The organism is Nocardia sp. NRRL S-836 (assembly GCF_001279525.1).
Taxonomy (GTDB): domain Bacteria; phylum Actinomycetota; class Actinomycetes; order Mycobacteriales; family Pseudonocardiaceae; genus Lentzea.
This window is the reverse complement of record NZ_LGDY01000164.1, coordinates 14,460-38,914: the sequence shown is the minus strand read 5'-3', so window position 1 is coordinate 38,914 and position 24,455 is coordinate 14,460. Positions and strand designations below refer to the sequence as shown.

Genomic DNA, 24,455 nt, shown 5'->3' with positions numbered 1-24,455 from the left:
CGCCCGGTGAACGCCCTCGAACCAGGGGGCACGCAACGCCCCCGCGCGGTGCCTACGATCGGTGCCGACAACACCTGGACACGCGAGGAGGACGGCCGGTGAAGGTCATCGTCGAGGCCGATGGAGGGTCGCGGGGCAACCCGGGGCCGGCTGGGTACGGGGCCGTTGTCCGTGATCACCGGACCGGGGAGACGCTGGCCGAGCGCAAGGGGTTCGTGGGGGTTGCGACCAACAACGTGGCCGAGTACCAGGGGTTGATCGCCGGGTTGCGGGCTGCGGGGGAGGTCGGGGCCGAGGTCGTCGAGGTGCGGATGGACTCGAAGCTCGTCGTGGAGCAGATGTCGGGGCGGTGGAAGATCAAGCACCCCTCGATGCAGCCGTTGGCGCGGGAGGCTCGGCAGCTCGCGGACGGGTTCGACCGGGTTGCCTACGAGTGGATTCCGCGGGAGCGCAACCGGCAGGCTGACCGGCTGGCCAACGAGGCCATGGACGATGCAAAGCAGGACCAGCAAGACAAGCAACCCCAGCAGGCCGAAGGGGCCAAGCAGCCGCACTGGAGCGGCGCGGTCGGCGAGCCGACGCGGCTGATCCTGTTGCGGCACGGGCAGACCAGGTTGAGCGTCGAACGCCGCTACTCCGGGCGGGGTGACCACCCGCTCACCGAGCTGGGGCTGGAGCAGGCGAGCAGGGCCGCGCAGCGGTTGTCCACAGTGGAGGACATCGCGGCGATCGTCTCCTCGCCCCTGCAGCGGGCCACGCAGACCGCGCAGAAGCTCGCCGACGCCGTGGGGCTCGACGTCGTCACCCACCAGGGGCTCATCGAGACGGACTTCGGCGCGTGGGAAGGGCTGACGTTCGCGGAGGCGGCGCGGCAGGACCCCGACGTGCATCGCAGGTGGCTGGGGGACACGAGTGTCAAGCCGCCCAACGGCGAGAGCTTCGACGAGGTGCACGCACGGGTGCGGAAGGCGCGCACGGACCTCATCGCCAAGTACGGCGGCAAGACGCTTGTCGTGGTGAGTCACGTCACGCCGATCAAGACGTTGCTGCGGCAGGCGCTCGACGTGGGGCCGCAGTTCCTGTTCCGCATGCACCTCGACCTGACGGGTGTCTCGATCGCCGAGTTCTACCCGGACGGGCACGCGTCGGTGAAGCTCGTCAACGACACGTCACACCTGGGCTGAGCTCAGCCGGCCTTGCGCAAGCGCGGGGTCAGCGCGGTCGTGAAGCGGTCCGTCGCCGCCTCCAGGGCCAGTGCCGCCGCGGGGGTGCCGACGTTCTGGTCGAGCACGAACTCGCCGCGCACCACCTGGTCCGCGCCCTTCGAGGCGAGCAACGGGTGCAGCGCGTAGTCCATCGCCACCAGGAACCCCTGGCTGCCGCCGGTTGCCAGGGGGAGCACGGCGCGGCCGCGCAGCGCCTTCTTCGGCAGCAGGTCGAGCAGTGCCTTGACCAGGCCGCTGTAGGCGGCGCGGTAGACGGGGGAGGCGACCACGACGCCGTCGGCGGAGAGCACCGCGCTGACCGCGGCGGCGATCTCCTGGTCGCGCAGGTCCTCGGTGAGCAGGGACAACGTCGGCAGTGCGCGCACGTTCAGGTGGGTCACGCGGTGGCCCGCGGCCTCCAGGAGGGCGCCGACGTGGGACACGACGAGACCGGTGGGCGCGGCCGGGGACGGCGCGCCGGAGATGATCAGCAAGTTGGACACGGCAGGGCGCTCCCTGAGATCGCGGACGTGGGTGGCGGCGGGGCTCAGGGGCAACACAGGCTGGCTGCCACGCGGCCGTAGTCGACGTGGCGACGTCGTGTCATGCGTCGAGTGAAGCAACGTCCGGACCGGTGGACAACCGCTCCCAGCCGCTGGGATATCCTGGTGGACGCGGATGAGTCGGCAGGGCGGCCGCGGCGGGTGACCGTCGAGGAAAGTCCGGACTCCACAGGGCAGGGTGGTTGTTAACGGCAACCAGGGGCGACCCTCGGGACAGTGCCACAGAAAACAGACCGCCCCGGCCCTACCAGGCCGGGGTAAGGGTGAAACGGTGGTGTAAGAGACCACCAGCGCCCCAGGTGACTGGGGCGGCTAGGTAAACCCCACCCGGAGCAAGGCCAGGAGGGCGCGCAAGCGTCTGCGCGAGCGTTCGAGGGCGGCCCGCCCGATGCTCGCGGGTAGGCCGCTAGAGCCTGTCGGCAACGGCAGGCCCAGATGGATGGCCGCCGATCGGGGCGTGAGCTCCGTGAACAGGATCCGGCTTACATGCCGGCTCATCCGCCTGTATTGATGGACGCATGCTTTCTCATCTGGAGTGTGCCCGGTGCGGCCGTGAGCACGACGCCAACGCCGTCCAGAACCTCTGCCACTCCTGCGCGTCACCGCTGCTGGCCCGCTACGACCTGACCCGCGTCACGCGGCCGACGGCCGAGAACTCGCTGTGGCGCTACCGCGGTGTGCTGCCGGTGTTCTCGCCCGACCCGCTGTTCAGCCTCGGCGAGGGCATGACGCCGCTGGTGCCGCTGCCCGCGCTCAGCCGGGTCCTGGGCACGACCGTGATCATGAAGGACGAGTCGCTCGTGCCGACCGGTTCGTTCAAGGCCCGCGGCGCGGCGGTCGGTGTCGCGAAGGCCAAGGAGCTGGGCATCAAGGGCATCAAGATGCCGACCAACGGCAACGCGGGCGCCGCCTGGGCCCTGTACGCCGCCCGCGCCGGCCTGCGCAGCGTGATCGCCATGCCGCAGGACGCCCCGCTGATCACCCGCGAGGAGGTGCTGGCGAGCGGCGCTGAGCTGCGGGTCGTGCCGGGCACCATCGCCGACGCCGCCCAGGCGCTCGCCGACGTCGACCTGTTCGACGCCTCGACCCTGCGCGAGCCCTACCGCGTCGAGGGCAAGAAGACGATGGGCTACGAGATCGTCGAACAGCTCGGCTGGCGCGTCCCCGACGTGATCGTCTACCCGACCGGCGGCGGTGTCGGCCTCATCGGCATCTACAAGGCGTTGCAGGAGATGCGCGAGCTCGGCTGGATCAGCGAGAAGCTGCCCCGGCTGGTCGCGGTGCAGTCGACGGGGTGCGCGCCGATCGTCCGGGCGTTCGTGGAGGGCGCGGAGGAGTCGGTCTTCTGGGACGGTGCCCACACGAGCGCGTTCGGCATCAACGTGCCGAAACCGCTGGGGGACTTCATCATCCTCGAAGCGCTCCGGCAGACCAACGGCACCGCGGTCGCCGTCAGCGACGAGCGGATCGAGGCCGACCGGGTCGAATGCGCACGGCTGGAGGGCGTGTTCCTGTGCCCGGAGGGCGCCGCGACGCTCAGCGCCGTCAAGGCACTGCGCGAGGACGGCTGGATCCGGGCCGGCGACGAGGTGGTCGTCCTCAACACCGGTGCCGGCATCAAATACCCAGCTGCCCGCCTCTAAGTACCCGCGACCCCAAGGCGCGTTACAGAAGTGCGGCCGTTCGAGTGGTGCGTCCGGCCCGGCCCGCCGCGGTCGGTATCACGGACGCACCGCCCCGATCCTCCTGTCAGACGGTCGGCCCCTGCAGTCGGCCGTCTCCACCGAGGAGGGGAAACGAACGATGCGACGCAAGCTGACCGTGGTGCTGGCCCTGTCCAGCCTGATCACCGCGGGGGCGGCGGGGACCGGTCTCGCCGCGGAACCGGAGCTGCCGGTGTACGGGGTCACCGGCACGGGGCTCGACCAGGAACAGGCGCAGAGGCTGCAAAGAGCGTTGGGGCTCAAGGACATCGCGCGGTCCGAGAGCGGTGAGGTGGCGTTCGCCGACGAGCAGCGCTACCTCCGCGTGCCCACCGTCGACAAAGGACAGGGCAGGCCGGACGAGGACGGCAACGAGACCACCCAGACCGCACTCGACCTCGAAGCGCTCAAGCGGATCAAGGCCATCCCGGCCGACGAGGCCGCCCAGCGCGTCCAGGAGGCGCTGCGCTCCGCCGGTGTGCTGCCCGACAACGCCACGCCCATCGCGCGGTACACGACGTTCGAGCTCGCAGACGCCAACGGGCGCACCGCGCTCACCCAGAACATCGACACGTCCGTCTCCTACACCTTCCAGCTCGGCGGCATCCCGCTGGAGGGCGAGGGCGCGAACATCCGCGTCGCGTTCGACGAGCAGGGCGTGACGTCGGTCAGCCACGCCGCCCGCACGTTCGAGAAGGCGGGCAGCGTCAAGGTCAACGACCTGGGCTACGGCCTGCAGCTGTGCCAGAAGTACCTCGGTGCCGAGGTGAAGCCGGAGGTCGCCTACGTCTACGTGGCACCGGCGCTCGACCAGAAGGTCGACCGCGTCGAGCCGTCGTTCCGCTGCACCGGCCGCACCGCCGACGGTGGCGCCCCGCAGGCCATCACCCTGCCCGCGGCGGTCGGCGCCGCGATGCCGGTGCCGCAGCCGCCGCAGTCCCCGCGCCCCGAGCAGCAGTTCAAGGCGCAGGCCGGCGGCACCCAGGTCGGTAGCGAGGGCACCGGCAACTGCGCCGGCCTGCCCAACACCGCGGCCAACATCGGCACGTTCAACAGCGAGGCGAGCAGCCACGGCATCACCCGCGACTTCAGCTGGCTCGACCACAACGCCTGGGAGAGCGACTTCAAGGACCCGGCGTCCGCCGGCGGTGACGACACGAACTGGGCCGACGACGTCGACCTGACCTACTGGCAGGGCCACGGCTCCGGCACCGGCTTCTACTTCACCGGCTGCTCCAGCCACAACGACACCAAGCTCGCCAACACCGAGGCGCGCTGGGGCAACAACGACGTCGAGTGGATGAGCCTCTTCACCTGCCAGATCCTGGAGACCAGCACCGGTGGCCAGTCCTGGGGCCAGCGCTGGGGCCAGGCCTTCCGCGGCCTGCACCAGATCAACAGCTTCACCACGATCAGTTACAACTCCGCCAACCACGGCGGCAAGTTCGGCCACTACATGTGGCGCTCGCCGTTCCTGTGGTGGAACAAGCCGATGAAGGTCCGCGACGCGTGGGCGCAGGCCAGCATCGACACCCAGCCGCCTTCGGTCGAATGGGCGACCATGGGCGTGTACCTGCCCTCGACCGGTGGGTACGGCAACTTCAACGACTACTTCTGGGGCAAGGGCTCCGTGGGCCCGGACTACGCCTCGACCGGCATGTTCTGGCGCATCCGCGGCGCCTCGTAGGGACTGGACGGTGAGGGCTCGGCGGCTTCGGTCGCCGGGCCTTTCGCCGTGCTCAGCGCTTGGACGGCCGCCCGGACGGCATCCGCAGCACCGGGTGGAACGGCTCGCCGCCGTTGTACAGCTCCTCCAGCTCTGTCACGTACGCCAGGACAGCGGGGTTCACGATGTCGGCCAGCGACCGCACCTCGGCCTGGGGCTCGAACGAGCCGAGGTACGTCGCCGCCGCACGGGCCCGCTCCAGCACCGACCGGTCGAAGTTGATCGTCCGCTGGACCCGGCGCCGGGATTGCGGGCTGTCCCCGGTAGGCTGGTTCACGCCTGGAGCACTAGGGGAGGCTGTGATTCCGTCCACACTTCCGTCCGGCACGAGGTCAGGTTCGGTCATGGGCGAATCTCCTCGGAGTCGTCCCTGCGGGCCGGGCACCTCACGGGGCCGCGAACCGGCCGATCAGGGCGTTCACATGGGGTGGACACGTGCGCATGTTTGAGACGCACGCACTGTGTGTGACCAGGGCGTTCGCAGTCGGGTGAACCTTGCCAGCGACGGAGAGAATCTTGGTCCTGGTGTTCCCCACTGACGTCTCCTCAGTGATGATGTGTCGGCCAGATTAGACGTAATTCGTCGCAGGGGGAACGCCCGGATGATCTACAGCCCGCTTCAGTTGCTTCACACGACGTGACGATCTCGTGTTCTACTCGTAGCGCAAGCCCGAGCGCACTCTGGAGTACCTAATGACCGCCATGGACCTGGTGACACTCGCTCAGCAGCAGCCGACGGTGCCGGGCACAAGCAACGTGCGCGACTGGATCCTGGGGAACATCGTCCCGCTGCTGCTGCTGACCGTCGCGTTGCTGCTGCTGTGGCTCGGTGGCGGCAAGGGCGACAACGCCGGTGTCATGCGCCGCCTGGGTGGTGTGATCGTCGCGCTGGCCATCATCGGCCTCGCGGTCACGACCGACGCGGGCGCGAACATCGGCAAGTGGCTCGCCGGCTTGTTCGTCGGAGGCTGATCCGTGCGGGTCCGCACTGACGACGAGGTCTACCGGGTCGACGCCGTCTGGCTCGGCCCGCCCAAAGCGACCTTCCCCTGGCGCGCGCGATACGTCGCGTGGGGCGTCGGGATCGTTGTCTTCCTCGTCGTACTCACGATCGAGCGCCAGGTCGGCATCGGGTTCGGGTTCTTCTCGACCGCCTGGGCGCTCGTCGCCACGATCCTCCTCACCCGCTTCATCACGGCGCGGATCAGCCATGAGAGGCCTCTCACGGCCGTCATGTCGATGTGGGTCCGCGAGCTCACCGCACCTCGAGAACGCACGGCAAGCACCGGCGGAGCGGCCAGCGCCGCCCGGATCCGGGTCAACCCGCAGCGGCCTCGTCCCAAGTTGAGCAAGAAACAACGGGCGAGACAGCAGGCCCAGAACCGCCGGACGTCAGCCACGCGCAAGAAGGAGGTTCGCGGTGTTCGGACGCCGGCGAGACCGTGACCGTCGCTCCGCCCAGCACATCGCACAGCACGCGGCCGCGGACCCGCGCGACCACGACCGGGTCTACTCCAAGCGCGGCCGCCGCCTGCCCGGCGAGCAGGCCGTGCCGAGCTACACCCCGTCGATCAGCGCCCGCAGCATCGACGGCCACCTGCTGCGCACCGGGCAAGAGGTCTACGCCTGGTACCGGCTCGCCCCGCAGCGCTGGTCGTTCCGCAGCGACTCGCAGCGCCAGGACCTGATCGCCGCGATCGCCGGCCAGTACGCCGAGCTGCAGGGCCGCTGGATGCACCTGCGCGTCACGACACGGCCGTACCCGATCCGCATGTGGGCCGAGGCGCACGTGCACAACGCCGTCAAGCGCCTGCCGGACACCCCCGGCACGCTGACGTTCGACGACTACATGGTCGGCGAGCAGCAGCAGCTCATGGGCCGCTCGATGGCGGAGAAAGAGGTCTACCTGGGCGTCCAGGTGCAGACCCGCAACATGATGGACCGCGCCGTCGAACGCGCGGCACCGGTGCTGCGCAAGGTCTTCCCCGACGCCGTGGACGCCGAGCTGGTGGCGCTGGACTCCGAGGTCGAGCACCTCGACCAGGTCATCGGGTCCGCCGGTCTCGAAGGCCGTCCCGCGACGGCCGAGGAGATGTCCTGGCTGATGCACCGGTCGTGCTCGCTGGGCCTGCCCGCACCGCGCAACCTGCCCGCCGTGCCGGGCGCCGCGTGGGAACCGGAGGACCTGGCCAGCTTCACCGACGCCGCGGACTTCCACCAGGAGCCGTACTCGCCGACGGTGACCGTGCGCGGCCGCACCGGCTCAAACGCGGGCATCAAGCGGCACGTCGCGGTGCTCACCGTCGGGCTGATGCACGGCCTGCAGATCCCCGAGGTCGACGACCCGTGGGTGCAGCGCGCCGACCGCCTGCCCGCCTCCGTCGAGTGGTCGGCCCGCATCTACGTGCGCAAGCCCGAAGAGGTGTCCGGCGAGCTCTCGCGCCAGATGAGCAAGGTGCGCTCGCAGGTCCGCCACTACACCGACGAGCACGAGCTGGAACCGCCGCAGTCGCTGGCCCGCCAGGCCGGGCGCGTGCTGGAGATCGACGACGAGATGACGTCGGGCTTCACCGCGCTGGGCACCAGGGTCCGCTCGTGGTGGCGGCTCGCCGTGTCCGGCCCGACCGAGCGCGAGGCGCTGCGGCTGGCCCAGCAGCTGCTGGAGCTCTACAAGCCGAAGATCGCCATCGAGCACCCCGAGGCGCAGTACGCCATCGCCCGCGAGTTCATCCCCGGCGAGCCGCTGTCCAGCGCCGCGTACCTGCGGCGGGGCAGCGTGCTGTGGGCCGCGTCCGCCGTGCCCACGGCCACGGCCGAGGTCGGTGACCGCCGCGGCATCCTGCTCGGCGAGACCGTCACGGCCACCCGGCGCCCGGTCGCCTGGGACCCGTGGATGGCCCAGGAGCTCCGCGACGCCTCCGGCCTGACCGCGATGGTCGCCGGCCTGGGTGCCGGCAAGTCGTTCCTCGGCGGCGGAATCGTCTACAAGACGCTGCGGGCCGGCGCGCACTGGACGCTGCTCGACCCGTCCGGTCCGCTGGCGGCGCTGTGCGACCTGCCGGAGCTGCGCCCGTACGCCCGGCCGATCAACCTGCTCAACGCCCAGCCCGGCATCCTCAACCCGTACCGGGTGGTCGCCGAGCCGATGATCGAGCACTTCCTCGACGAGGACGACCCGGAACGGGCGTGGCGCCGGGAGAAGGCGCTCGCCGCCGCGACCCGCCGCCGGCTCGTGCTGGACGTGCTCACGGGCCTGCTGCCGTTCGAGGTCGCCCGCCTGCCGCAGACGCGCATCGTGCTGCTGCGCGCGGTCCGCACGGTCGGTGGCCGCTTCGACGCGCACCCCGGTCTCGTCTTCGAGGCGCTGCGCCGTGACGCGTCCGAGCACCACGAGCACGCCGTCGTGGTCGCGGACTTCCTCGACGAGATGCGTGAGCGCATGTCGTTGCTGATCCCCGAGGCCAACGCCGACCCGTACAACGAGGCGCGCGACGACCGGCTCACCGTGCTGACGATGGCGGGCCTGAACCTGCCGAAGGACGGCGTCGGCCGCGAGCACTGGACCGACGCCGAGTCGCTGGGCGTCGAGATGCTGAACCTGGCCGCGTGGCTCACCCAGCGGTCGATCTACGAGAAACCCAAGGACCAGCGCAAGGGCGTCTGGATCGACGAGGCGTTCTTCCTCTCCGAGGTCCCGACCGGTCGCGTGCTGATGAACCGCTTCGCGCGTGACTCCCGCAAGTGGAACGTCCGCGTGCTGCTGTCGTCGCAGATCCCCGCGGACTTCCTGCGCATCCAGGGCTTCGTGGCGCTGCTCGACTCGGTCTTCGTCGGCCGGCTCGACGACGACCAGGCGCAGGCGGACGCGTTGCGGCTGTTGAAGGTCCCGGTCGGGGCGGGCTACGAGCAGGTCGTGGCCTCGCTCGGCCGCCGTCCCGGTGGGGCGCGCACCGCGACCGAACGCGACCGCGCGCCGCGGCAGTTCATCTTCGGCGACGGTGCCGGTGGCGTGGAACGGATCCGCATCGACTTCAGCGGCCCGCACCTGGAGCACCTGCGCAACTCGCTCGACACGACACCGGACGCCAAGCGCGGCCGCGACGCCCTTCCCGGCGGCGAGGACGAGGCGGTGTCGTCGGTGCCGGAACCCGCGTACGTGCCGGACGAGATCGACGACGAGCTCGCCGCGGACCTCGAGCTCGGGCTGACGGAGGACGAGGCCCACCTGGTGGGCCACGGTGACGGGTCCAACCGCCACCGGGACGGCGCCGCATGACCGCACTGGCGATCGTGCTCTCGGTCGCCGCCTTGCTCTGGGCGAGGCGGCGGTTCGGGCTGCGCGTGTCCCAGCGCACGAGGTCGATCGGCCTCGTGTCGGCGATCCTGGCCCTCCAGGTGGTGCTGGGTGCCCCGGCCGCGCACGCGCAGAACTGCGGCGAGGCACCGAACCCGGAACGGCCCGGCGCCGGCATGGTCGGCGCGCTCGACCCACCGGTCGGCAACGGCCTGCCGGGCTCGGCGTACCTCGACTACGGCTACGCGGGCATGGTCTGGCACTACTACCAGAAGAGCTGCACCATTCCGAACGCCAACGCCACGATCGACACGTGGGCGGGCAACGAGCTGTTCAGCGTCGGCAAGAACATCGTCGGCGCCACGAACGCGTTGCACTACACGGTGATGGGCCGCGGTCTGCTCGTGCCGCTGGACGACGCCGTGAAGAACGGCGTGCAGAAGGTCTACGACAACGTCTACCTGCGCTGGTTCGGCCTGGTGGCGCTGATCCTCGCGATCCTGATGTTCCGGCAGATCTGGACCGGCGACTTCGCCGCGATCTCCAAACGCGGGCTGTGGGCGCTGGCGGCGATGTGGCTCGCCACCTCGACACTGGCGCTGCCGCAGTTCTACAACCTCCTCGACAACACGCTGGTCTCCAAGACCTCGGAGATCCAGGCGGGCTTCATCGAGGCCCCCGAGGAACAGGGCACGCTCCACGTGCTGCCCACGAAACTGCACGACGCCGTGGTGTACCAGAGCTGGTTGCGCGGCGCGTTCGGCACGCCCGAGGCACCGCAGGCCGTCGAGTACGGCCCGCGCATCCTCAAGGCCCAGGCGTGGACCACGGCCGAGATCGCCGAGCACAAGGACGCCGACCAGGCGGCCCTGAGCGCGAAGAAGGCCGAGTGGATCGCGCTGGAGGGTCAGCTCGGCACCGCGAAGGGCTACTTCGACGGCACCGACGGCAGCCGCACCGGCGCCGGGTTCCTCTCGCTGCTGCAGGCGGTCGCGTTCTCGCTGTTCCAGCTGTTCGCGAAGGCCGCGGTGCTGCTGGCCCAGCTGCTGCTGCGCATCCTCACGCTCGCCGGCCCGCTCATCGGCCTGGTCGCGCTGATCCACCACGACCTGCTGCGCAAGGTCGCCCGCGCGGCCGCCGTGACGGTGTTCAACGTGCTGGTGCTCGCGGTCCTCGCGGGCGTGCACGCGTTGCTGCTGCAGGCGATCTTCAACGCGACCGGGCTGTCGTTGCTGACCAGGACGTTGCTCGGCCTGATGCTCACACTCGTGTGCTTCGTGATCGGCAAACCGCTGCGCCGCATGTGGCAGATGGTCGAGATGTCGGTCGGTTCCGCGAGCAACGTCCTGCCGATGCAGGGCGGCATCCTGTCGCGGCTGCGCGGCCGCAAGCAGGCCGGGCCGACCCCGCAGGACGAGTTCTGGGACTCGGTGCGCGAGGGCGAGGGCGACGGCGACGAGGTGCCGCAGCGCGGTCGCGGACGGGTGCGCCCGGAGGCGTCGAACCCGGTCGTGGCCACCGCCCAGCGGCTCGACCGCGGTGCGCCGAGCCAGGTCAGCTCCAGCGGCGACGGCTACAACGGCGTGCGTTCCGGTGCGTTGCCCGCGGGATCGGGCCCGGCGGCGCTGCCGGTCGGCCGGTCGCGCGTGGTGGACAGCCCACCGGTCACCGACCGGCAGTGGGACCGCGTGGACGACGCGGTGCTGGTGCCGTCGCGGTCCACCGGCTACCAGGCGCCGGTGCAGGAGCCGCGGCGCGCGGAGACCGAGGTGGTCGCGGGCCGTCCGGTGCACGTGATCTACCGGCCGTCGCGCGGCTTCGAAGTCCGCGACAACTGAGGGAGGGGGACGTCAGGTGCCGATCCGAACCAACCGCGGCCGCGCCGCGGTCTACCGCAGCCTGTGGGGCTGGCCGATGCGTTCCCCGCGCCACCTCGGCGCGTCGATCGTCATCTTCGTGCTGCTCGTGGTGGCGCTGGGTGTGATCATCCCGAAGCTGCTGGACCGCGGGCCGGCCGATCCGTCGGCGGCGGGCCAGACGTCGGCCTCGGTGCAGCCGACCCAGGTCGGGCAGCTGCCCGTCAGCGCCACGTCGCTGCCGACCAAGCTGCCGCCGCCGTCCAACTCCGCGCAGGCGGCGCCGCCGCAGGCCGACGCGCAGCTGGTCGCCGAGCTGTGGGCGGAGAACTGGATCAAGCCGCCGCCCAACAACGACGTCGAGAAGTGGCTCGCGAACCTCCGCCCGTACACGACGGAGGAGTTCCTCGCGCAGATGGCGACGATCGACCCGAAGAACGTGCCGGACAAGATCACCGAGAAGGTCGCCCCGGTGCGGTCCACGGTGTCGTCGGCCGACTTCCGGGTCGGCACCGACTCCGGCAAGGTCGTCATCACGTTGATCAAGCTTTCGCCCAGCAACGAGTGGCGGGTCAACAGCTACACGAAGGCGGACTGAGCCATGCGCGTCATGTTGGTCGTCGGAGCGATCATCGTGGCCATCGTGACGGTGGTCGCGACGTCCGGCGTGTCGCAGGTGATCAACAACCAGAGCGGCGGGGCGGGCGCCGCCGGCGTGATGCGGATGAGCTGCAACGCCGCCATCGGCCCGTGGGACGCGGGCGGTGGCGACAGGGGCCGGCACGACGCCTCGCGGCTCAACGACGAACAGCGCAACATCGTCGCGCGCATCATCTCCATCGGCCAGGAGCGCAAGCTGCCGCCGCTGGCGTGGCAGATCGCGATCCAGGCGGGCATGACCGAGTCGGGGCTGCGCCCGTTGAACTACGGCGACCGCGACTCGCTCGGCATCTTCCAGATGCGCCCGTCGATGGGCTGGGGCACCGAGACCCAGGTCGTCGACCCGACCTACGCGATCAACAAGTTCTACGACGTGCTGCTGAAGGTGCCGGACTGGGAGAACCGCAGGCCCGGCGACTCGGCGCAGGCGGTGGAGCGCTCGGCGTTCCCCGACCGGTACCACAACTGGGAGTCCATGGCGGCCTTCCTGCTCAGCGAGCTCGGCCAGGTCAGCGACCCGGCCGGCTGCGGTGCGGGCGCCGGCGAGTTCCTCGTGGCGTCCAACGCGGCGGGGGTGGCCATCGAGTTCACCAAGCAGCAGCTCGGCGAGCCGTACCTGTGGGGCGGCAACGGCCCGGACGCCTGGGACTGCTCCGGCATCCTGGTGAAGGCGTTCGCGGCGGCCAACGTCAAGATCCCGCGGGTGGCGAACGACCAGTACGAGCAGGGCGGCGCCCACCTGCCGGTGCGCGACGCCCAGCCGGGGGACCTGATCTTCTGGGCGTACAACACGGCCGACCCCCGTTCGGTGCACCACGTGGCCATGTACCTCGGCGGCGACGAGTACATCCACGCACCGCAGACGGGCGACGTCGTGAAGATCAGCAAGATCAACTGGAACTATCACGAGCTGATGCCGATGGCCGTCCGGCCGGGCGTGTAGATCGCGGGGAGGCGCTGCATGTTCAACCACGACCCCATTCCGAGGCCTTCCGGACCACCTGCGTCGAGCACACCCGTGCGTGACTACATGGCCGCCGGTGCCCCTGGTGTGTCCCCCGACTACGTGGTGATCCCGCGTGCGCTGGCCGAGGCGATGCCGTTGCCGTGGCAGCAGCACCTGGTCCACCTGCTCGCGGAGTTCCACCGGACCTACGCGCACCTGAACTGGCCGGTCTACCGGGTGGTGCCCTCGCGCTACGAGAAGCTCGCCGACCTCGACGAGGACCAGCTGGCCGAGGTCGGCGCCATCATGGAGATCGACTCCGACGGTTCGCTGGTCTACCGCGACCGCTCCGGACGTAAGATCGAGAACGCGGAGGACCGCACGGTGCTGGTCTCGTGTTTGGATCCGATCCCGTCGGAGTACGCCAACGCCAACCAGTCCACGCCGCCGCGGGGATTCCCGGCGCCTTTGGGAGGCGAACGCGTATGAGCGACAACAGCGGTTGGTACTACTGCCTGACGCACCAGACCGTCGAGCAGGGCAAGGGGTGCAAGGGCCCGGACCGGATGGGTCCCTACCCGGACGAGGCCACCGCCGCCCGTGCGCTGGACATCGCCCGCGAACGCACCCGCAGCGCCGACGAGGCGGACAAGAAGTGGCGCGGCGACGACGAGGACTGATCAGCGGTCCCTAGGCTGTGCGGGTGGCCTCCCTGGTGATCCGCACAGGTCCTGCCGACCTGTCCTTCGACGACCTCCGCACCGAGTTCGGGCTGCGGCCGGACTTCCCGGCCGCGGCACTGGCCGAGGCGCAGGAGGCGGTCTCCCGTCCGGCGGGGGACCGCCCCGACCTCACCGGCCTGCCGCTGGTGACGATCGACCCGCCCGGCGCCAAGGACCTCGACCAGGCGCTGCTGGTGCAACGCTCCGGCGCCGGTTTCGTCGTGCACTACGCCATCGCCGACCTGGGCTTGTTCGTCACGCCGGGCGGTGCGCTGGACGCGGAGGTGCGGCAGCGCGGGCAGACGATCTACCTGCCCGACGGCAACGTGCCGCTGCACCCGACCGTGCTGTCGGAGGGCGCCGCGTCGTTGCTGCCGGGGGTCGTGCGGCCGGCGGTGCTGTGGACGTTCACGTGCTCGGCCGACGGCGTGCCCACCGCGGTGGAGGTGCGGCGGGCCCTGGTGCGGTCGATCGCGCAGTTCGACTACGCGTCGGTGCAGAAGGCGTTCGACGCAGGTGACCCGCACCCGTCGGTGGCGGCGCTGGCGGAGTTCGGGCCGTTGCGCCGCGAGCTCGCGCTGCAGCGCGGGGCGATCGAGCTGCAGCTGCCCGAGCAGGAGGTCGAGCCCGACGGCGACGGCTGGCAGCTCGTGGCCCGGCCGCGGGCCGAGGTGGACGCGTGGAACGCCGAGATCTCGCTGATGACCGGCATGGCGGCGGCGTCGATCATGCTGGAGGCGAAGACCGGCATCCTGCGGACGTTGCCGGACCCGGACGCCGAGGCCGTCGCGTCGCTGCGGAAGTCGGCCGCGGCGCTGGGCGTGCCGTGGCCCGCCGACCTGTCGCCGGGTGCGTTCCTGGCCGGGCTGGACGCGTCGAAGCCGGAGGCGCTGGCGCTGTTCACCGATGCCACGCGGCTGTTGCGCGGTGCGGGGTACACGGCGTTCAACGGATCGGTGCCCGAGGTCGTGACGCATGCGGGCGTGGCGGCGCCGTACACACACGTGACCGCGCCTCTGCGCCGCCTGGTCGACCGGTTCGCCACGGAGGTGTGCCTGGCGGTGACGGCCGGTCAGGAGCTGCCCGCGTGGCTGGCGGAGGCGTTGCCGCAACTGCCGTCGCTGATGGGCGCCTCGGACTCGCTGGCCGCGAAGGTGGAACGGGCGTCGGTGGACCAGGTCGAGGCGTGGGTGCTCGCCGGCCGGGTGGGCCAGGAGTTCGACGCCGTGGTGCTGCGCTCCGGCGACACCGAGGCCGACGTCTTCGTCTCCTCACCCCCGGTCCTCGCCAAGTGCGCCGGCAAGCGGCTGCCCGAGGGCGAACGCGTCCGCGTCCGCCTGGCGGAGGCGGACCCCACAACACGCCGCGTCCGCTTCACCGCCGCCTGACCGCACGCGGGGACCTTTCGCACGATCCCCGCGTGCGCGGGGTAGTGGTGGTGGCGAGCGCAAGGTCACGTTGGGCCGCCTGCCTCCGGCGGGCCGTGTGAAGATGCAGGGGTGACAGAGATTCGTGACCTCACCGTAGGCGTGCTGGGCGGCACCGGGGCCCAGGGCAAGGGGCTGGCCATCCGCTGGGCCAAGGCCGGTCTCAAGGTGATCATCGGTTCCCGCAGCGCCGAACGGGCGGAGCTCGCCGCCAAGGAGATCGCTGACGTCGCCGGTGGTGACGTCAGGGGTGCGGACAACACCGACTGCGCGGCCGACTCCGACGTCGTGCTCGTCGCGGTGCCGTGGGACGGGCACGGTGACCTGCTGGCGTCGTTGCGCGACCAGCTGGCCGGCAAGATCGTCATCGACTGCGTGAACCCGCTCGGCTTCGACAAGCAGGGGCCGTTCGCGCTGCCGGTCACCGAGGGCAGCGCCGCCCAGCAGGCCGAGCTGCTGCTGCCGGAGTCACGGGTGACCGCGGCGTTCCACCACGTGTCCGCCGTGCTGCTGGCCGACCTCTCGGTGTCCGAGGTGGACATGGACGTGCTGGTGCTGGGCGACGACCGCGAGGCCACCGACACCGTGCGCGCGCTGGCCGAGCTGGTGCCCGGTTTCCGCGGCGTCTACGGCGGCCGGCTGCGCAACGCCCACCAGGTCGAGGCGTTCACCGCCAACCTCATCGCGGTCAACCGCCGCTACAAGACCCACGCCGGTCTGAAGATCACGGGCGTCTGATGCTGCCCGCCGACGACCTCGGCGAGCCCGTCGTGGCCGACCAGCCGCGGCGGGTGGTCAGCCTGGTGCCGTCCATCACCGAGGCCGTCGCGGTCAGCCTGCCCGGCACCCTGGTCGGCGCCACCGACTTCTGCACCCACCCGTCCGGCCTGGACGTCCCACGGGTCGGCGGCTCGAAGTATCCGGACGTCGACAGGGTGCTGGCGCTGCGGCCGGACCTCGTCCTCGCGAACTCGGAGGAGAACCGCGCCGAGGACGTGGACCGGTTGCGCGCCAACGGTGTCCAGGTCTGGGTGACCGAGGCGCCGACGAGCGTGCCGATGGCGTTGGCGTCGCTGCGGCGGCTCTTCGCCACCGCCTGGGACCTCGAACCGGACTGGCTCGTCGAGGCCGAGGAGCTGTGGCGTGACACCGCACCGCGCCGGCTCACCGCCGTGGTCCCGGTGTGGCGCCGCCCGTGGGTGGTCGTCGGCCGCGACACCTTCGCCACGGACGTGCTGCGGCGGCTCGGTGTCGAGAACGTCTACGCCGGGCACGAGGAGCGTTATCCGCGGCCGAGTCTCGACGAGCTCAACGAGCACCGGCCCGACCTGGTGGTCCTGCCCGACGAGCCGTACGCGTTCACGCACGAAGACGGCCCGGAGAGCTTCCCCGGCCTGCCGTACGTGCTCGTCAACGGCCGTCATCTCACGTGGTACGGCCCCTCCCTCGTGGAGGCGAGGGCGAGCCTCGAACGTGCACTGGGCCACGGCCTGGGTTGACGACGTTCGGGGGATTCACCGGTCCGTGATCGCTGCCAGGCTCTGCCGCATGGGGAAGAGGATCTTCGCGATCGCGGCCACGGCCGCCGCCGTCACCACGCTGTGCTCCGCACCGGCCCACGCCGAGCCGGTCGTCCAGTACCAGCTCTCCGGCACCACCCGCTGCCTCACCGACACCGGCACCGGCACCGGCATCGCGCTGCGCACGTGCGGCCGGTCGGCGGCGAACCAGCGGTGGATCGTGCCGGTCAGCGACAGCGACTGGCCGCACAACGAGGCCACCGGCCGCTGCCTCGCCGCGACCGGCGCCGGTGACGTCGTCGGCCAGGCGTGCGGCACCAGCGCCACCCAGCGCTGGCGCCGCGTCGCCACCACCGGCACCTCGTTCCAGTTCCGCAACCTCCCGAGCGGTAAGTGCCTGACCGCGCAGGTCACCGTCGCCCCCTGCGGCACGGCGAGCGCCCGCTGGGCCGGTCTGCGCTAGTCGCGGAACCGGTCCGTCGCCGCCAGCAGGGCCGCGAGAACGCCGGGTTCGTCGTAGGCGTGCCCGGCGTCCGGCACCAGCACCAGCTCCGACCCCGGCCACGCCTTGTGCAGGTCCCACGCCGACACCGCGGGCGTCGCCACGTCGTAGCGCCCCTGCACGATCACACCGGGAATCCCGGCCAGCCGGCCGGCGTCGCGGATCAGCTGGCCCTCCTCGAACCAGCCGCCGTGCACGAAGTAGTGGTTCTCGATCCGGGCGAACGCCAGCGCGTACGACGGCACCGCGAACTCCGCCACGAGCTCCGGCCGGGGCAGCAACGTCACCGTCGAGCCCTCCCACGTGCTCCACGCGACCGCCGCCGGACCGTGCACCGCGGGATCGGGGTCGGCCAGCAGCCGCGCGTACAGCTCCACCGGGTCGCCGGACAGGCCGGTCAGCGGCGCCGTGAACTGCTCCCACAGGTCGGGGAAGAGGTTCGCCGCCCCACCGCGGTAGTACCAGTCCACTTCGGACTTCCGCAGCGTGAAGATGCCGCGCAGTACCAGCTCCGTGACGCGGTCCGGGTGCGTCTGGGCGTACGCCAGCGCCAGCGTCGACCCCCACGAACCGCCGAACACCTGCCACCGCTCGATGCCCAGCGACTCGCGCAGCCGCTCCATGTCGGCGACCAGGTGCCAGGTCGTGTTCGACGACAGGTCGCCCGTCGTGGACGCGTGCGGCAGCGAACGCCCGCACCCGCGCTGGTCGAACAGCACGATCCGGTAGACCTCCGGGTCGAACAGCCGCCGGTGCGACGGCGAGCAACCGCCGCCGGGGCCGCCGTGCAGGAAGACCACGGGCTTGCCGGACGGGTTGCCGCACTCCTCCCAATACACGAGGTTGCCGTCGCCGGTGTCCAGCCTGCCGGACGCGTGGGGCTCGATCTGCGGGTACATGGGCCTATCGTCGACGACATGGCGCAGTTCACGAAGGAGACGTCCACCACGGGAGCGTTCGTCCGGCAGCCGAACCGCTTCACCGCACGCCCGGAACCGGAACCCGGCCGCTACCGGCTCGTCGTCAGCCTCGCCTGCCCGTGGGCGCACCGCGCGGTCATCGTGCGCAAGCTCCTCGGCCTGGAGGACGCGATCTCGCTCGCCGTCGTCGACCCGATCCGCGACGAGCGCGGCTGGCGGTTCGCCGGGACCGATCCCGTCCTCGGCATCGACTTCCTCCAGCAGGCCTACGAAAAAGCCGACCCCGGCCACGACGGCCGCGTGACCGTCCCGGCGCTGGTCGACACCACCACCGGCGAGGTCGTCACCAACGACTACCCGCAGCTCACCCTGGACCTCAGCCTGCGGTGGAACCCGGCGAGCACCCTCTACCCCGAGCACCTGCGCGCCGAGATCGACGCCTGGATCGAGCCGATCTTCCACAACGTCAACAACGGCGTCTACAAGGCCGGTTTCGCCACGTCACAGGAGGCCTACGAGGAGGCGTACGGGAAGCTGTTCGCCGAGCTCGACCGCATCGAGGCGCACCTCGCCGCCCACGAGTACCTGGTGGGCGAGCAGCTCACCGAGGCCGACATCCGGCTGTGGACGACGCTGGTGCGGTTCGACGCCGTCTACCACGGTCACTTCAAGTGCAACCGGAACAAGCTGACCGAGATGCCGAACCTGTGGGCGTACGCGAAACGCCTCTACGCGCAGTTCGGGGACACGGTCGACTGGGACCACATCAAGCGCCACTACTACGTGACGCACCACCAGATCAACCCGACCGGCATCGTGCCGGCGGGCCCTGACCCGCGGGTCTGGACCCGCTAGCCCGGTGTCACGCGGGGGCCCCGCGTACCCCTGAAGGGAACGCGGGGCCCCCGCGTGACCACAGCGACTAGTGGAAGGTGTGCTCGGGGCCGGGGAACTGGTGCCCGCGCACCTCGTTCGCGAACTCGGCCGCCGCACCCAGCATGATGTTCCCGATGTCCGCGTAGCGCTTCACGAACCGGGGCGCCTTGCCGCGGTTCAGGCCCATCATGTCCTGCCAGACGAGCACCTGGGCGTCGGTGTCCGGGCCGGCGCCGATGCCGACGGTCGGGATGACCAGGTCGTGCGTGATCTGCTTGGCGACCTCGGCGGTCACCATCTCCAGCACGACCGCGAACGCACCGGCCTCCTGCACCGCGATGGCGTCCTGGACGACCACGTCGTGGTTCTCGTGGCGGCCCTGCACCCGGTAGCCGCCGAGCTGGTGCTCGGACTGCGGGGTGAAACCGATGTGCGCCATGACCGGGATGCCCGCGGCGGTGATCGCGCGGATGTGCGGCGCGAAGTAGGCGCCGCCCTCCAGCTTGACCGCGTGCGCCTGGCCCTCCTTCATGAACCGCACCGCGGTGGCCACGGCCTGCTCGACCGACACCTGGTAGGAGCCGAACGGCAGGTCGGCGACCACGAGGGAGCGCTTCACCGACCGCGTCACCGCGCGGACCAGCGGCAGCAGCTCGTCCACCGTGACCGGCAGCGAGGTGTCGTTCCCGAAGACCGTGTTCGACGCGGAGTCGCCGACCAGCAGGACGGGGATGCCGGCCTCGTCGAAGATCGAGGCGGTGAACGTGTCGTAGGCCGTGAGCATGGGCCACGGCTCGCCGCGTTCCTTCATCTCACGCAGGTGGTGGACGCGAACGCGCTTGGCGGGAGCCTTCTGAGGAGCGCTCTGGCCCGCTCCGGAGCCGTAGGGCGCGGAAACTTCGGCATTGGTCATCGTCGACCGTTCCTTTCCTCGAGGCCCGCCACTGCGAGTCCCCGGGCGCTTTGTGCACGGTTGCCGGAACCCAGAGTGGCACCGTTGACCGGAAACCGGTTGTAGATGCGGTTACCGTCACACGCGTGGCATCACGAATCACCGAGCTTGTTCTCGACTGCACCGATCCGGAACGACTCGCGGCCTTCTGGTGCGAGGTCCTCGGCTACGAGGTGGTCGACCGCGAGGACGTCCTGGTGGAGATCGCTCCGCCCGACCGCCGCACGACGCTGCTGTTCCTCAAGAACTCCGACACCAAGCTGCAGAAGCTCCGCCTGCACATCGACGTCAAGGCCACCGACCGCTCGCAGGACGAGGAGCTGGCGCGGCTGCTGGAGCTCGGCGCGACGCGCGTCGACATCGGCCAGGGCGACGACGTGAGCTGGTACACCCTCGCCGACCCGGAGGGCAACGAGTTCTGCCTGCTCAGCGGCAGGGCAGAGCCCTGAGCACGTCCCGCACGGCCATGACCACGGCGTCCGGGCGATCCATCTGAACCATGTGTCCGCTGCCGGGCACCGGCACGTTGCGCCCCCACGGCACGAGGGCGGCCAGCGACCGGTGCTCCGGCCAGATCCTCCGCCCGGCCGTGAGCACCAGGAACGGCACCTCGGGCAACGCACGGCGTGACCGCAGCCGTTCCAGCGCCGCCACCTGACCGGGGTAGGACGCCAGCTCGGCCAGCGTGGCGCGGCCCACACCGGGCCGCCGGTAGACCAGTTCGACCAGCTCACGCGGCGCCGGATCGGTCGCCCCCAGCGTGAACAGCTCGGTCAGCGCGTTGCGGAACCGGTGCCCGTACCGCCGCGTGAGGCGCGCACCGAGCCAACGGCTGCCGAACGCGCGCAAGACCTGCGCGAACACCGCCGACACGTCGAACGGCGCCCCCGCCCCCGGCATCTCCGTGTCCGGGTCGAGCAGCACGACCCCCAGCACCCGGTGCGGCCGCAGCCGCGCGTAGGCCTCGACGTGCATCGACGCCATCGAGTGCCCGACCAGCACCGCCTGCCCGATGCCGCGCAGCACCGCGTCGAGCACCGCCACCTCGCGCGCCAGCGACGGCCCGCGCCGCGGCGGACCGCTCATGCCCAGGCCCGGCCGGTCGAACACGACCACCCTGGCGAGCGGTTCCAGCAGCCGCACGGTCCGGTCCCAGTCGAACCACGCCCCGCCCAGCCCGGAGCTGAGCACCACGACCGGCCGGTCAACACGCCCGGAGGAGGCGACATGCACCCGGCCCGCCGAAGAGGGGATCATGGCCGTCATCCGCAGACCTCGGGAGTTGATGTGGCACCGGCGTGGCAGTGGAAGGTCGCTGGCTGGATCGCGACGATCGTGCAGCTGGCCGGGGTGATGTCGCTGTTGCGCGTGATCCTGCCGGAGGACAGCTGGTTCACCGACGTCGCCGACGGTGTCGGGTACCTCACCGGCCTGCCCATCGACGGCAACCTCTTCATCGCCCTGGTGTTCTTCGTGCTCGGAGCGGCGCTGCGCAGGCACAAGCGTGCCGCACTGCTGGCGTTGCTGCTCTTCCAGGTGCTGGGCCTGCTCGCCGTGCTGTCCACCATGCTGATCTTGGCCGTCGAACCTGAAGAAGTCCTGGAGGGCGGAGCCGAGGAGGCGGACTACTGGGTGTTCCTCGGCGTCGGGGTCGCGACCTCGGTGCTGTTCGTGGCGCTGCTGTGGGGGGTGCGCGGCGCGTTCCCGGCGAGGCTGGCCCGCGGCGCGTGGCGCAAGGCGCTCGCGTCGTTCGTGCTCGGGATGATCGCGCTGGTGCTGCTCGGCTGGAACCTCGCGGAGCTCTTCCCCGGCAAGCTCGTGCAGCCGCTCGACAAGCTCGCGTGGGCGGCGAACCAGGTCACCGGTGAGGTCGTCCGGCTGGGCCGGCTGGACATCCCCGAGGGACCGCAGTGGCTGAGCGTGCTGCTGGGACTGGGCGGCACGCTGGTCGCCATCCGCGCGCTGTACCTGTTCTTCCGCGGCGTGCGCACCCAGAGCATGATCACTCCCGAGCAGGAGCTGGACGTGCGCCGGCTGCTCGCGGCCGACGGCGAGCCGGACTCGCTGGGCTACTTCGCCACGCGCCGGGACAAGAGCGTCGTGTTCGCGGCCTCCGGCAAGGCCGCGCTGACCTACCGCGTGATCGGCGGCGTGACGCTCGCCTCGGCCGACCCGATCGGCGACGAGGAGGCGTGGCCGGAGGCGGTGCTCGCGTGGCTGGCCGAGGCCCGCACCTACGGCTGGATGCCCGGAGTCCTCGGTGCCTCCGAACGCGGCGCGCAGGTCTACACCGACGCCGGCCTCAAGGCGCTGGAGATCGGTGACGAGGCGGTCCTGGACGTGCGCGAGTTCAACCTCGCCGGCCCGGAACGGCGCGGGCTGCGCCAGGCCGTGTCCCGCGTCGAACGCGCCGGCTACACCACGCGGGTGCGCCGGCACAGCGAGATCGCGCCGGACGAGATGGCGTCCATCCTGGACCTCGCGGCGGCCTGGCGCGGTGCCGAGACCGAACGCGGGTTCTCGATGGCGCTGGGGCGCCTGGGAGATCCGAGCGACGGCCGGTGCGTGATGGTCGAGGCCTACGACGCCTCCGGTGCCCTGCGCGGCCTGCTGTCGTTCGTGCCGTGGGGCCGCCGGGGCGTGTCGCTGGACCTGATGCGCCGCGACCGCGGCGCGGAGAACGGCCTGAACGAGTACATGGTCGCCCAGCTCGCCGCGGCCGCCGGACACCTCGGCGTGCAGCGGATCTCGCTGAACTTCGCGATGTTCCGCGCGGTGTTCGAGGAGGGCGAGAAGATCGGCGCCGGGCCGGTGCTGCGGGCGTGGCGGCGGGTGCTGTCGCTCGCGTCGCGGTTCTTCCAGCTGGAGTCGCTGTACCGCTCGAACGCCAAGTACCTGCCGGAGTGGGAGCCGCGGTTCCTCTGCTACCAGCGGTCCCGGTCGTTGCCGCGGGTCAGCATCGCCGCCGGCGTGGCCGAGGGTTTCGTGCCGTCACTGCGGTCGCTGCGCAAGCGGGCGTTGCAGAAGACCGACGTGAGCTCCGAGTTCGCCGCACGGGTCGCCGAGATCGACGCGATCAAGGTGGAGCCCAAGCCCGTGCGCCGCCCGGAACAGGTCCGCGTCCGGATCGCGAAGGTCGAACGGCTGATGGCGGAGGGCGTCGACCCGTACCCGGTCGGCTTCGCGCGGACGGACCTGCTCGCCGCGGCCCGCGAACGCTTCGGCGAGGAGGTCTCCGTCACCGGCCGCGTGGTGGCGCTGCGCGAGATGGGCGGCCTGTGCTTCGCGCGGCTGCGGGACTTCAGCGGCGAGATCCAGCTGATGCTCACGGCCGACTCGCTCGGCGACGCGCTGGGCTCGTGGAAGTCCGATGTGGACCTCGGCGACCACGTCGGCGTGACCGGCACGGTGATGAAGACCGACAAGGGCGAGATCTCGGTGCGCGCGACCTCGTGGACGTTGACCGCGAAGTGCCTGCACCCGTTGCCGGACAAGCGCAAGGGCCTCGCCGACCCGGAGGCGCGGGTCCGCCAGCGCTACCTCGACCTGGTCGTGAACCCCGACTCGGCGTTCCTGCTGAAGCTGCGCAGCGACGTGATCCGCAGCGTGCGCGAGTTCCTGCACGAGCGGTCCTACCTGGAGGTCGAGACGCCGATGCTGCAGGCGGTACACGGCGGCGCGAACGCACGGCCGTTCGTCACGCACATCAACGCCTACGACATGCGCATGTACCTGCGCATCGCACCGGAGCTGTACCTGAAGCGGCTGTGCGTGGCGGGCGTGGACCGGGTGTTCGAGCTCAACCGCAACTTCCGCAACGAGGGCGCCGACGCCACCCACAACCCCGAGTTCACGATGCTGGAGGCCTACCAGGCCTACGCCGACTACCGCGTGATGCTGGACCTCGTGCGCGAGTTGGTCCAGCACGCGGCACGGGAGGCGTTCGGCGCGGAGGTGGCCGAACGCCCGGACGGCACGTTCGACCTGTCGGGGGAGTGGCCGGTGATCCCCGTGTACACGGCGGTGTCCACGGCCCTGGACGCCTCGATCACCCCGTCGACGCCGGTGGCGGAGCTGCGCTCACTGCTGGCCGCCCGTGACGTGGAGGTCAACGAGGACTGGGACCACGGGCAACTGGTGCAGGAGGCCTACGACTCGTTCGTCGAGCCCGTCACCGTGGCCCCGACGTTCTACATCGACTTCCCGACCTCGGTGTCCCCGCTGACCCGCCGCCACCGCACCGACCCCCGGCTGGCCGAGCGGTGGGACCTGGTGGCGTTCGGCGCGGAGATCGGCACCGCGTACTCCGAGCTCACCGACCCGCTGGAGCAACGCCGCCGGCTGGAGGCGCAGTCGCTGAAGGCCGCGTCCGGTGACGTCGAGGCGATGGAGCTGGACGAGGACTTCCTGCGGGCGCTGGAACACGGCATGCCGCCGACGGGCGGGCTCGGGATGGGCGTCGACCGGTTGCTGATGATGCTGACGGGGACGTCGATCCGGCAGAGCGTGCTGTTCCCGTTCGTGCGGCCGACCTGAGCCGTGGCGTTGCGGGCGGTGGGCTCCGTGCGCCGGGCCCACCGCGT

At 71.0% G+C, this 24,455-nt stretch carries 23 protein-coding genes and 1 other RNA gene; 19 read left to right on the top strand and 5 right to left on the bottom strand.

The window, feature by feature from the left end; genetic code table 11:
- Positions 1 to 98 precede the first annotated feature (98 nt).
- A complete protein-coding gene (locus tag ADL03_RS42075) occupies positions 99 to 1,184 on the top strand; it encodes a bifunctional RNase H/acid phosphatase (protein WP_053739251.1) in 1,086 nt (361 codons plus the stop codon).
- Between the two features lie 2 nt (positions 1,185 to 1,186).
- Here ADL03_RS42075 and ADL03_RS42070 read toward each other — a convergent pair whose 3' ends face one another.
- Entirely contained in the window at positions 1,187 to 1,708 is a 522-nt protein-coding gene (locus tag ADL03_RS42070) for an NAD(P)H-dependent oxidoreductase (RefSeq protein ID WP_053739250.1), read from the bottom strand.
- Positions 1,709 to 1,884: 176 nt separating this feature from the next.
- Here ADL03_RS42070 and rnpB point away from each other — a divergent pair.
- From rnpB to ADL03_RS42055, 3 genes are all read left to right on the top strand, one after another.
- Positions 1,885 to 2,269: RNase P RNA component class A (gene rnpB / locus ADL03_RS42630), an RNA gene on the top strand.
- 17 nt (positions 2,270 to 2,286) lie between these two features.
- Positions 2,287 to 3,411: a threonine synthase gene (locus tag ADL03_RS42060; protein WP_053739248.1), complete on the top strand. Its 1,125-nt coding sequence runs from the start codon at positions 2,287 to 2,289 to the stop codon at positions 3,409 to 3,411.
- A 160-nt stretch (positions 3,412 to 3,571) separates the two neighbouring features.
- Positions 3,572 to 5,158 (top strand): DUF6345 domain-containing protein, encoded by a 1,587-nt coding sequence (locus ADL03_RS42055; protein WP_053739247.1) that lies wholly within the window; start codon positions 3,572 to 3,574, stop codon positions 5,156 to 5,158.
- A gap of 52 nt (positions 5,159 to 5,210) precedes the next feature.
- Here ADL03_RS42055 and ADL03_RS42050 read toward each other — a convergent pair whose 3' ends face one another.
- A complete protein-coding gene (locus tag ADL03_RS42050) occupies positions 5,211 to 5,474 on the bottom strand; it encodes a hypothetical protein (RefSeq protein ID WP_197289132.1) in 264 nt (87 codons plus the stop codon).
- Between the two features lie 416 nt (positions 5,475 to 5,890).
- Here ADL03_RS42050 and ADL03_RS42045 point away from each other — a divergent pair, with 416 nt between their 5' ends.
- The 12 genes from ADL03_RS42045 to ADL03_RS41990 all read left to right on the top strand — a co-directional run bounded on the left by ADL03_RS42045 (position 5,891) and on the right by ADL03_RS41990 (position 17,085).
- Positions 5,891 to 6,169 carry a hypothetical protein gene (locus tag ADL03_RS42045; protein WP_053739245.1) on the top strand — a complete coding sequence of 93 codons (279 nt, stop codon included), beginning with the start codon at positions 5,891 to 5,893 and terminating at the stop codon, positions 6,167 to 6,169.
- Positions 6,170 to 6,172: 3 nt separating this feature from the next.
- A complete protein-coding gene (locus ADL03_RS42040) occupies positions 6,173 to 6,643 on the top strand; it encodes a hypothetical protein (RefSeq protein ID WP_053739244.1) in 471 nt (156 codons plus the stop codon).
- Positions 6,618 to 9,473 carry an ATP-binding protein gene (locus ADL03_RS42035; RefSeq protein ID WP_157529749.1) on the top strand — a complete coding sequence of 952 codons (2,856 nt, stop codon included), beginning with the start codon at positions 6,618 to 6,620 and terminating at the stop codon, positions 9,471 to 9,473. Before ADL03_RS42040 ends, ADL03_RS42035 begins: the two co-directional genes overlap by 26 nt.
- Entirely contained in the window at positions 9,470 to 11,329 is a 1,860-nt protein-coding gene (locus ADL03_RS42030) for a hypothetical protein (RefSeq protein WP_053739243.1), read from the top strand. Before ADL03_RS42035 ends, ADL03_RS42030 begins: the two co-directional genes overlap by 4 nt.
- Positions 11,330 to 11,345: 16 nt before the next feature.
- Positions 11,346 to 11,945, top strand: coding sequence for a hypothetical protein (locus tag ADL03_RS42025; RefSeq protein ID WP_053739242.1), 600 nt, complete (start codon positions 11,346 to 11,348; stop codon positions 11,943 to 11,945).
- 3 nt (positions 11,946 to 11,948) lie between these two features.
- Complete coding sequence (locus ADL03_RS42020) at positions 11,949 to 12,950, top strand: C40 family peptidase (protein ID WP_053739241.1); 1,002 nt, start codon at positions 11,949 to 11,951, stop codon at positions 12,948 to 12,950.
- A gap of 75 nt (positions 12,951 to 13,025) precedes the next feature.
- Entirely contained in the window at positions 13,026 to 13,442 is a 417-nt protein-coding gene (locus ADL03_RS42015; RefSeq protein WP_197289131.1) for a hypothetical protein, read from the top strand.
- A complete protein-coding gene (locus ADL03_RS42010) occupies positions 13,439 to 13,633 on the top strand; it encodes a hypothetical protein (RefSeq protein ID WP_053739239.1) in 195 nt (64 codons plus the stop codon). Before ADL03_RS42015 ends, ADL03_RS42010 begins: the two co-directional genes overlap by 4 nt.
- 23 nt (positions 13,634 to 13,656) lie before the next feature.
- The gene (locus ADL03_RS42005; RefSeq protein WP_157529748.1) at positions 13,657 to 15,063 is read left to right on the top strand and encodes an RNB domain-containing ribonuclease; all 1,407 of its coding nucleotides are present in this window, start codon (positions 13,657 to 13,659) and stop codon (positions 15,061 to 15,063) included.
- A gap of 111 nt (positions 15,064 to 15,174) precedes the next feature.
- Positions 15,175 to 15,840: an NADPH-dependent F420 reductase gene (gene npdG / locus ADL03_RS42000; RefSeq protein ID WP_053739238.1), complete on the top strand. Its 666-nt coding sequence runs from the start codon at positions 15,175 to 15,177 to the stop codon at positions 15,838 to 15,840.
- On the top strand, positions 15,840 to 16,601 hold the full coding sequence (locus ADL03_RS41995) for a helical backbone metal receptor (RefSeq protein WP_053739237.1): 762 nt from the start codon (positions 15,840 to 15,842) through the stop codon (positions 16,599 to 16,601). Before npdG ends, ADL03_RS41995 begins: the two co-directional genes overlap by 1 nt.
- Positions 16,602 to 16,650: 49 nt before the next feature.
- Positions 16,651 to 17,085, top strand: a complete 435-nt coding sequence (locus ADL03_RS41990; protein ID WP_053739236.1) for an RICIN domain-containing protein — start codon at positions 16,651 to 16,653, stop codon at positions 17,083 to 17,085.
- Here ADL03_RS41990 and pip read toward each other — a convergent pair.
- Entirely contained in the window at positions 17,082 to 18,023 is a 942-nt protein-coding gene (pip, locus tag ADL03_RS41985; RefSeq protein ID WP_053739235.1) for a prolyl aminopeptidase, read from the bottom strand. The two genes, ADL03_RS41990 and pip, sit on opposite strands and share 4 nt — an antisense overlap.
- An 18-nt stretch (positions 18,024 to 18,041) precedes the next feature.
- On the opposite strand from pip, the gene ADL03_RS41980 reads away from it, so the two are divergent.
- Positions 18,042 to 18,899 (top strand): glutathione S-transferase family protein, encoded by an 858-nt coding sequence (locus ADL03_RS41980; RefSeq protein ID WP_053739234.1) that lies wholly within the window; start codon positions 18,042 to 18,044, stop codon positions 18,897 to 18,899.
- A 67-nt stretch (positions 18,900 to 18,966) separates the two neighbouring features.
- Here the strand turns inward: ADL03_RS41980 and panB are convergent, their stop codons facing one another.
- Entirely contained in the window at positions 18,967 to 19,833 is an 867-nt protein-coding gene (gene panB, locus ADL03_RS41975) for a 3-methyl-2-oxobutanoate hydroxymethyltransferase (RefSeq protein ID WP_053739233.1), read from the bottom strand.
- 125 nt (positions 19,834 to 19,958) lie between these two features.
- Between panB and ADL03_RS41970 the strand changes: the two genes are divergently transcribed.
- Positions 19,959 to 20,321 (top strand): VOC family protein, encoded by a 363-nt coding sequence (locus tag ADL03_RS41970; RefSeq protein ID WP_053739232.1) that lies wholly within the window; start codon positions 19,959 to 19,961, stop codon positions 20,319 to 20,321.
- Here the strand turns inward: ADL03_RS41970 and ADL03_RS41965 are convergent.
- Positions 20,299 to 21,138: an alpha/beta fold hydrolase gene (locus tag ADL03_RS41965; RefSeq protein WP_063798895.1), complete on the bottom strand. Its 840-nt coding sequence runs from the start codon at positions 21,136 to 21,138 to the stop codon at positions 20,299 to 20,301. The genes ADL03_RS41970 and ADL03_RS41965 overlap by 23 nt on opposite strands.
- Between ADL03_RS41965 and lysX the strand changes: the two genes are divergently transcribed.
- Entirely contained in the window at positions 21,100 to 24,408 is a 3,309-nt protein-coding gene (gene lysX, locus ADL03_RS41960; RefSeq protein WP_082373987.1) for a bifunctional lysylphosphatidylglycerol synthetase/lysine--tRNA ligase LysX, read from the top strand. The genes ADL03_RS41965 and lysX overlap by 39 nt on opposite strands.
- The last annotated feature ends 47 nt before the right edge of the window (positions 24,409 to 24,455 follow it).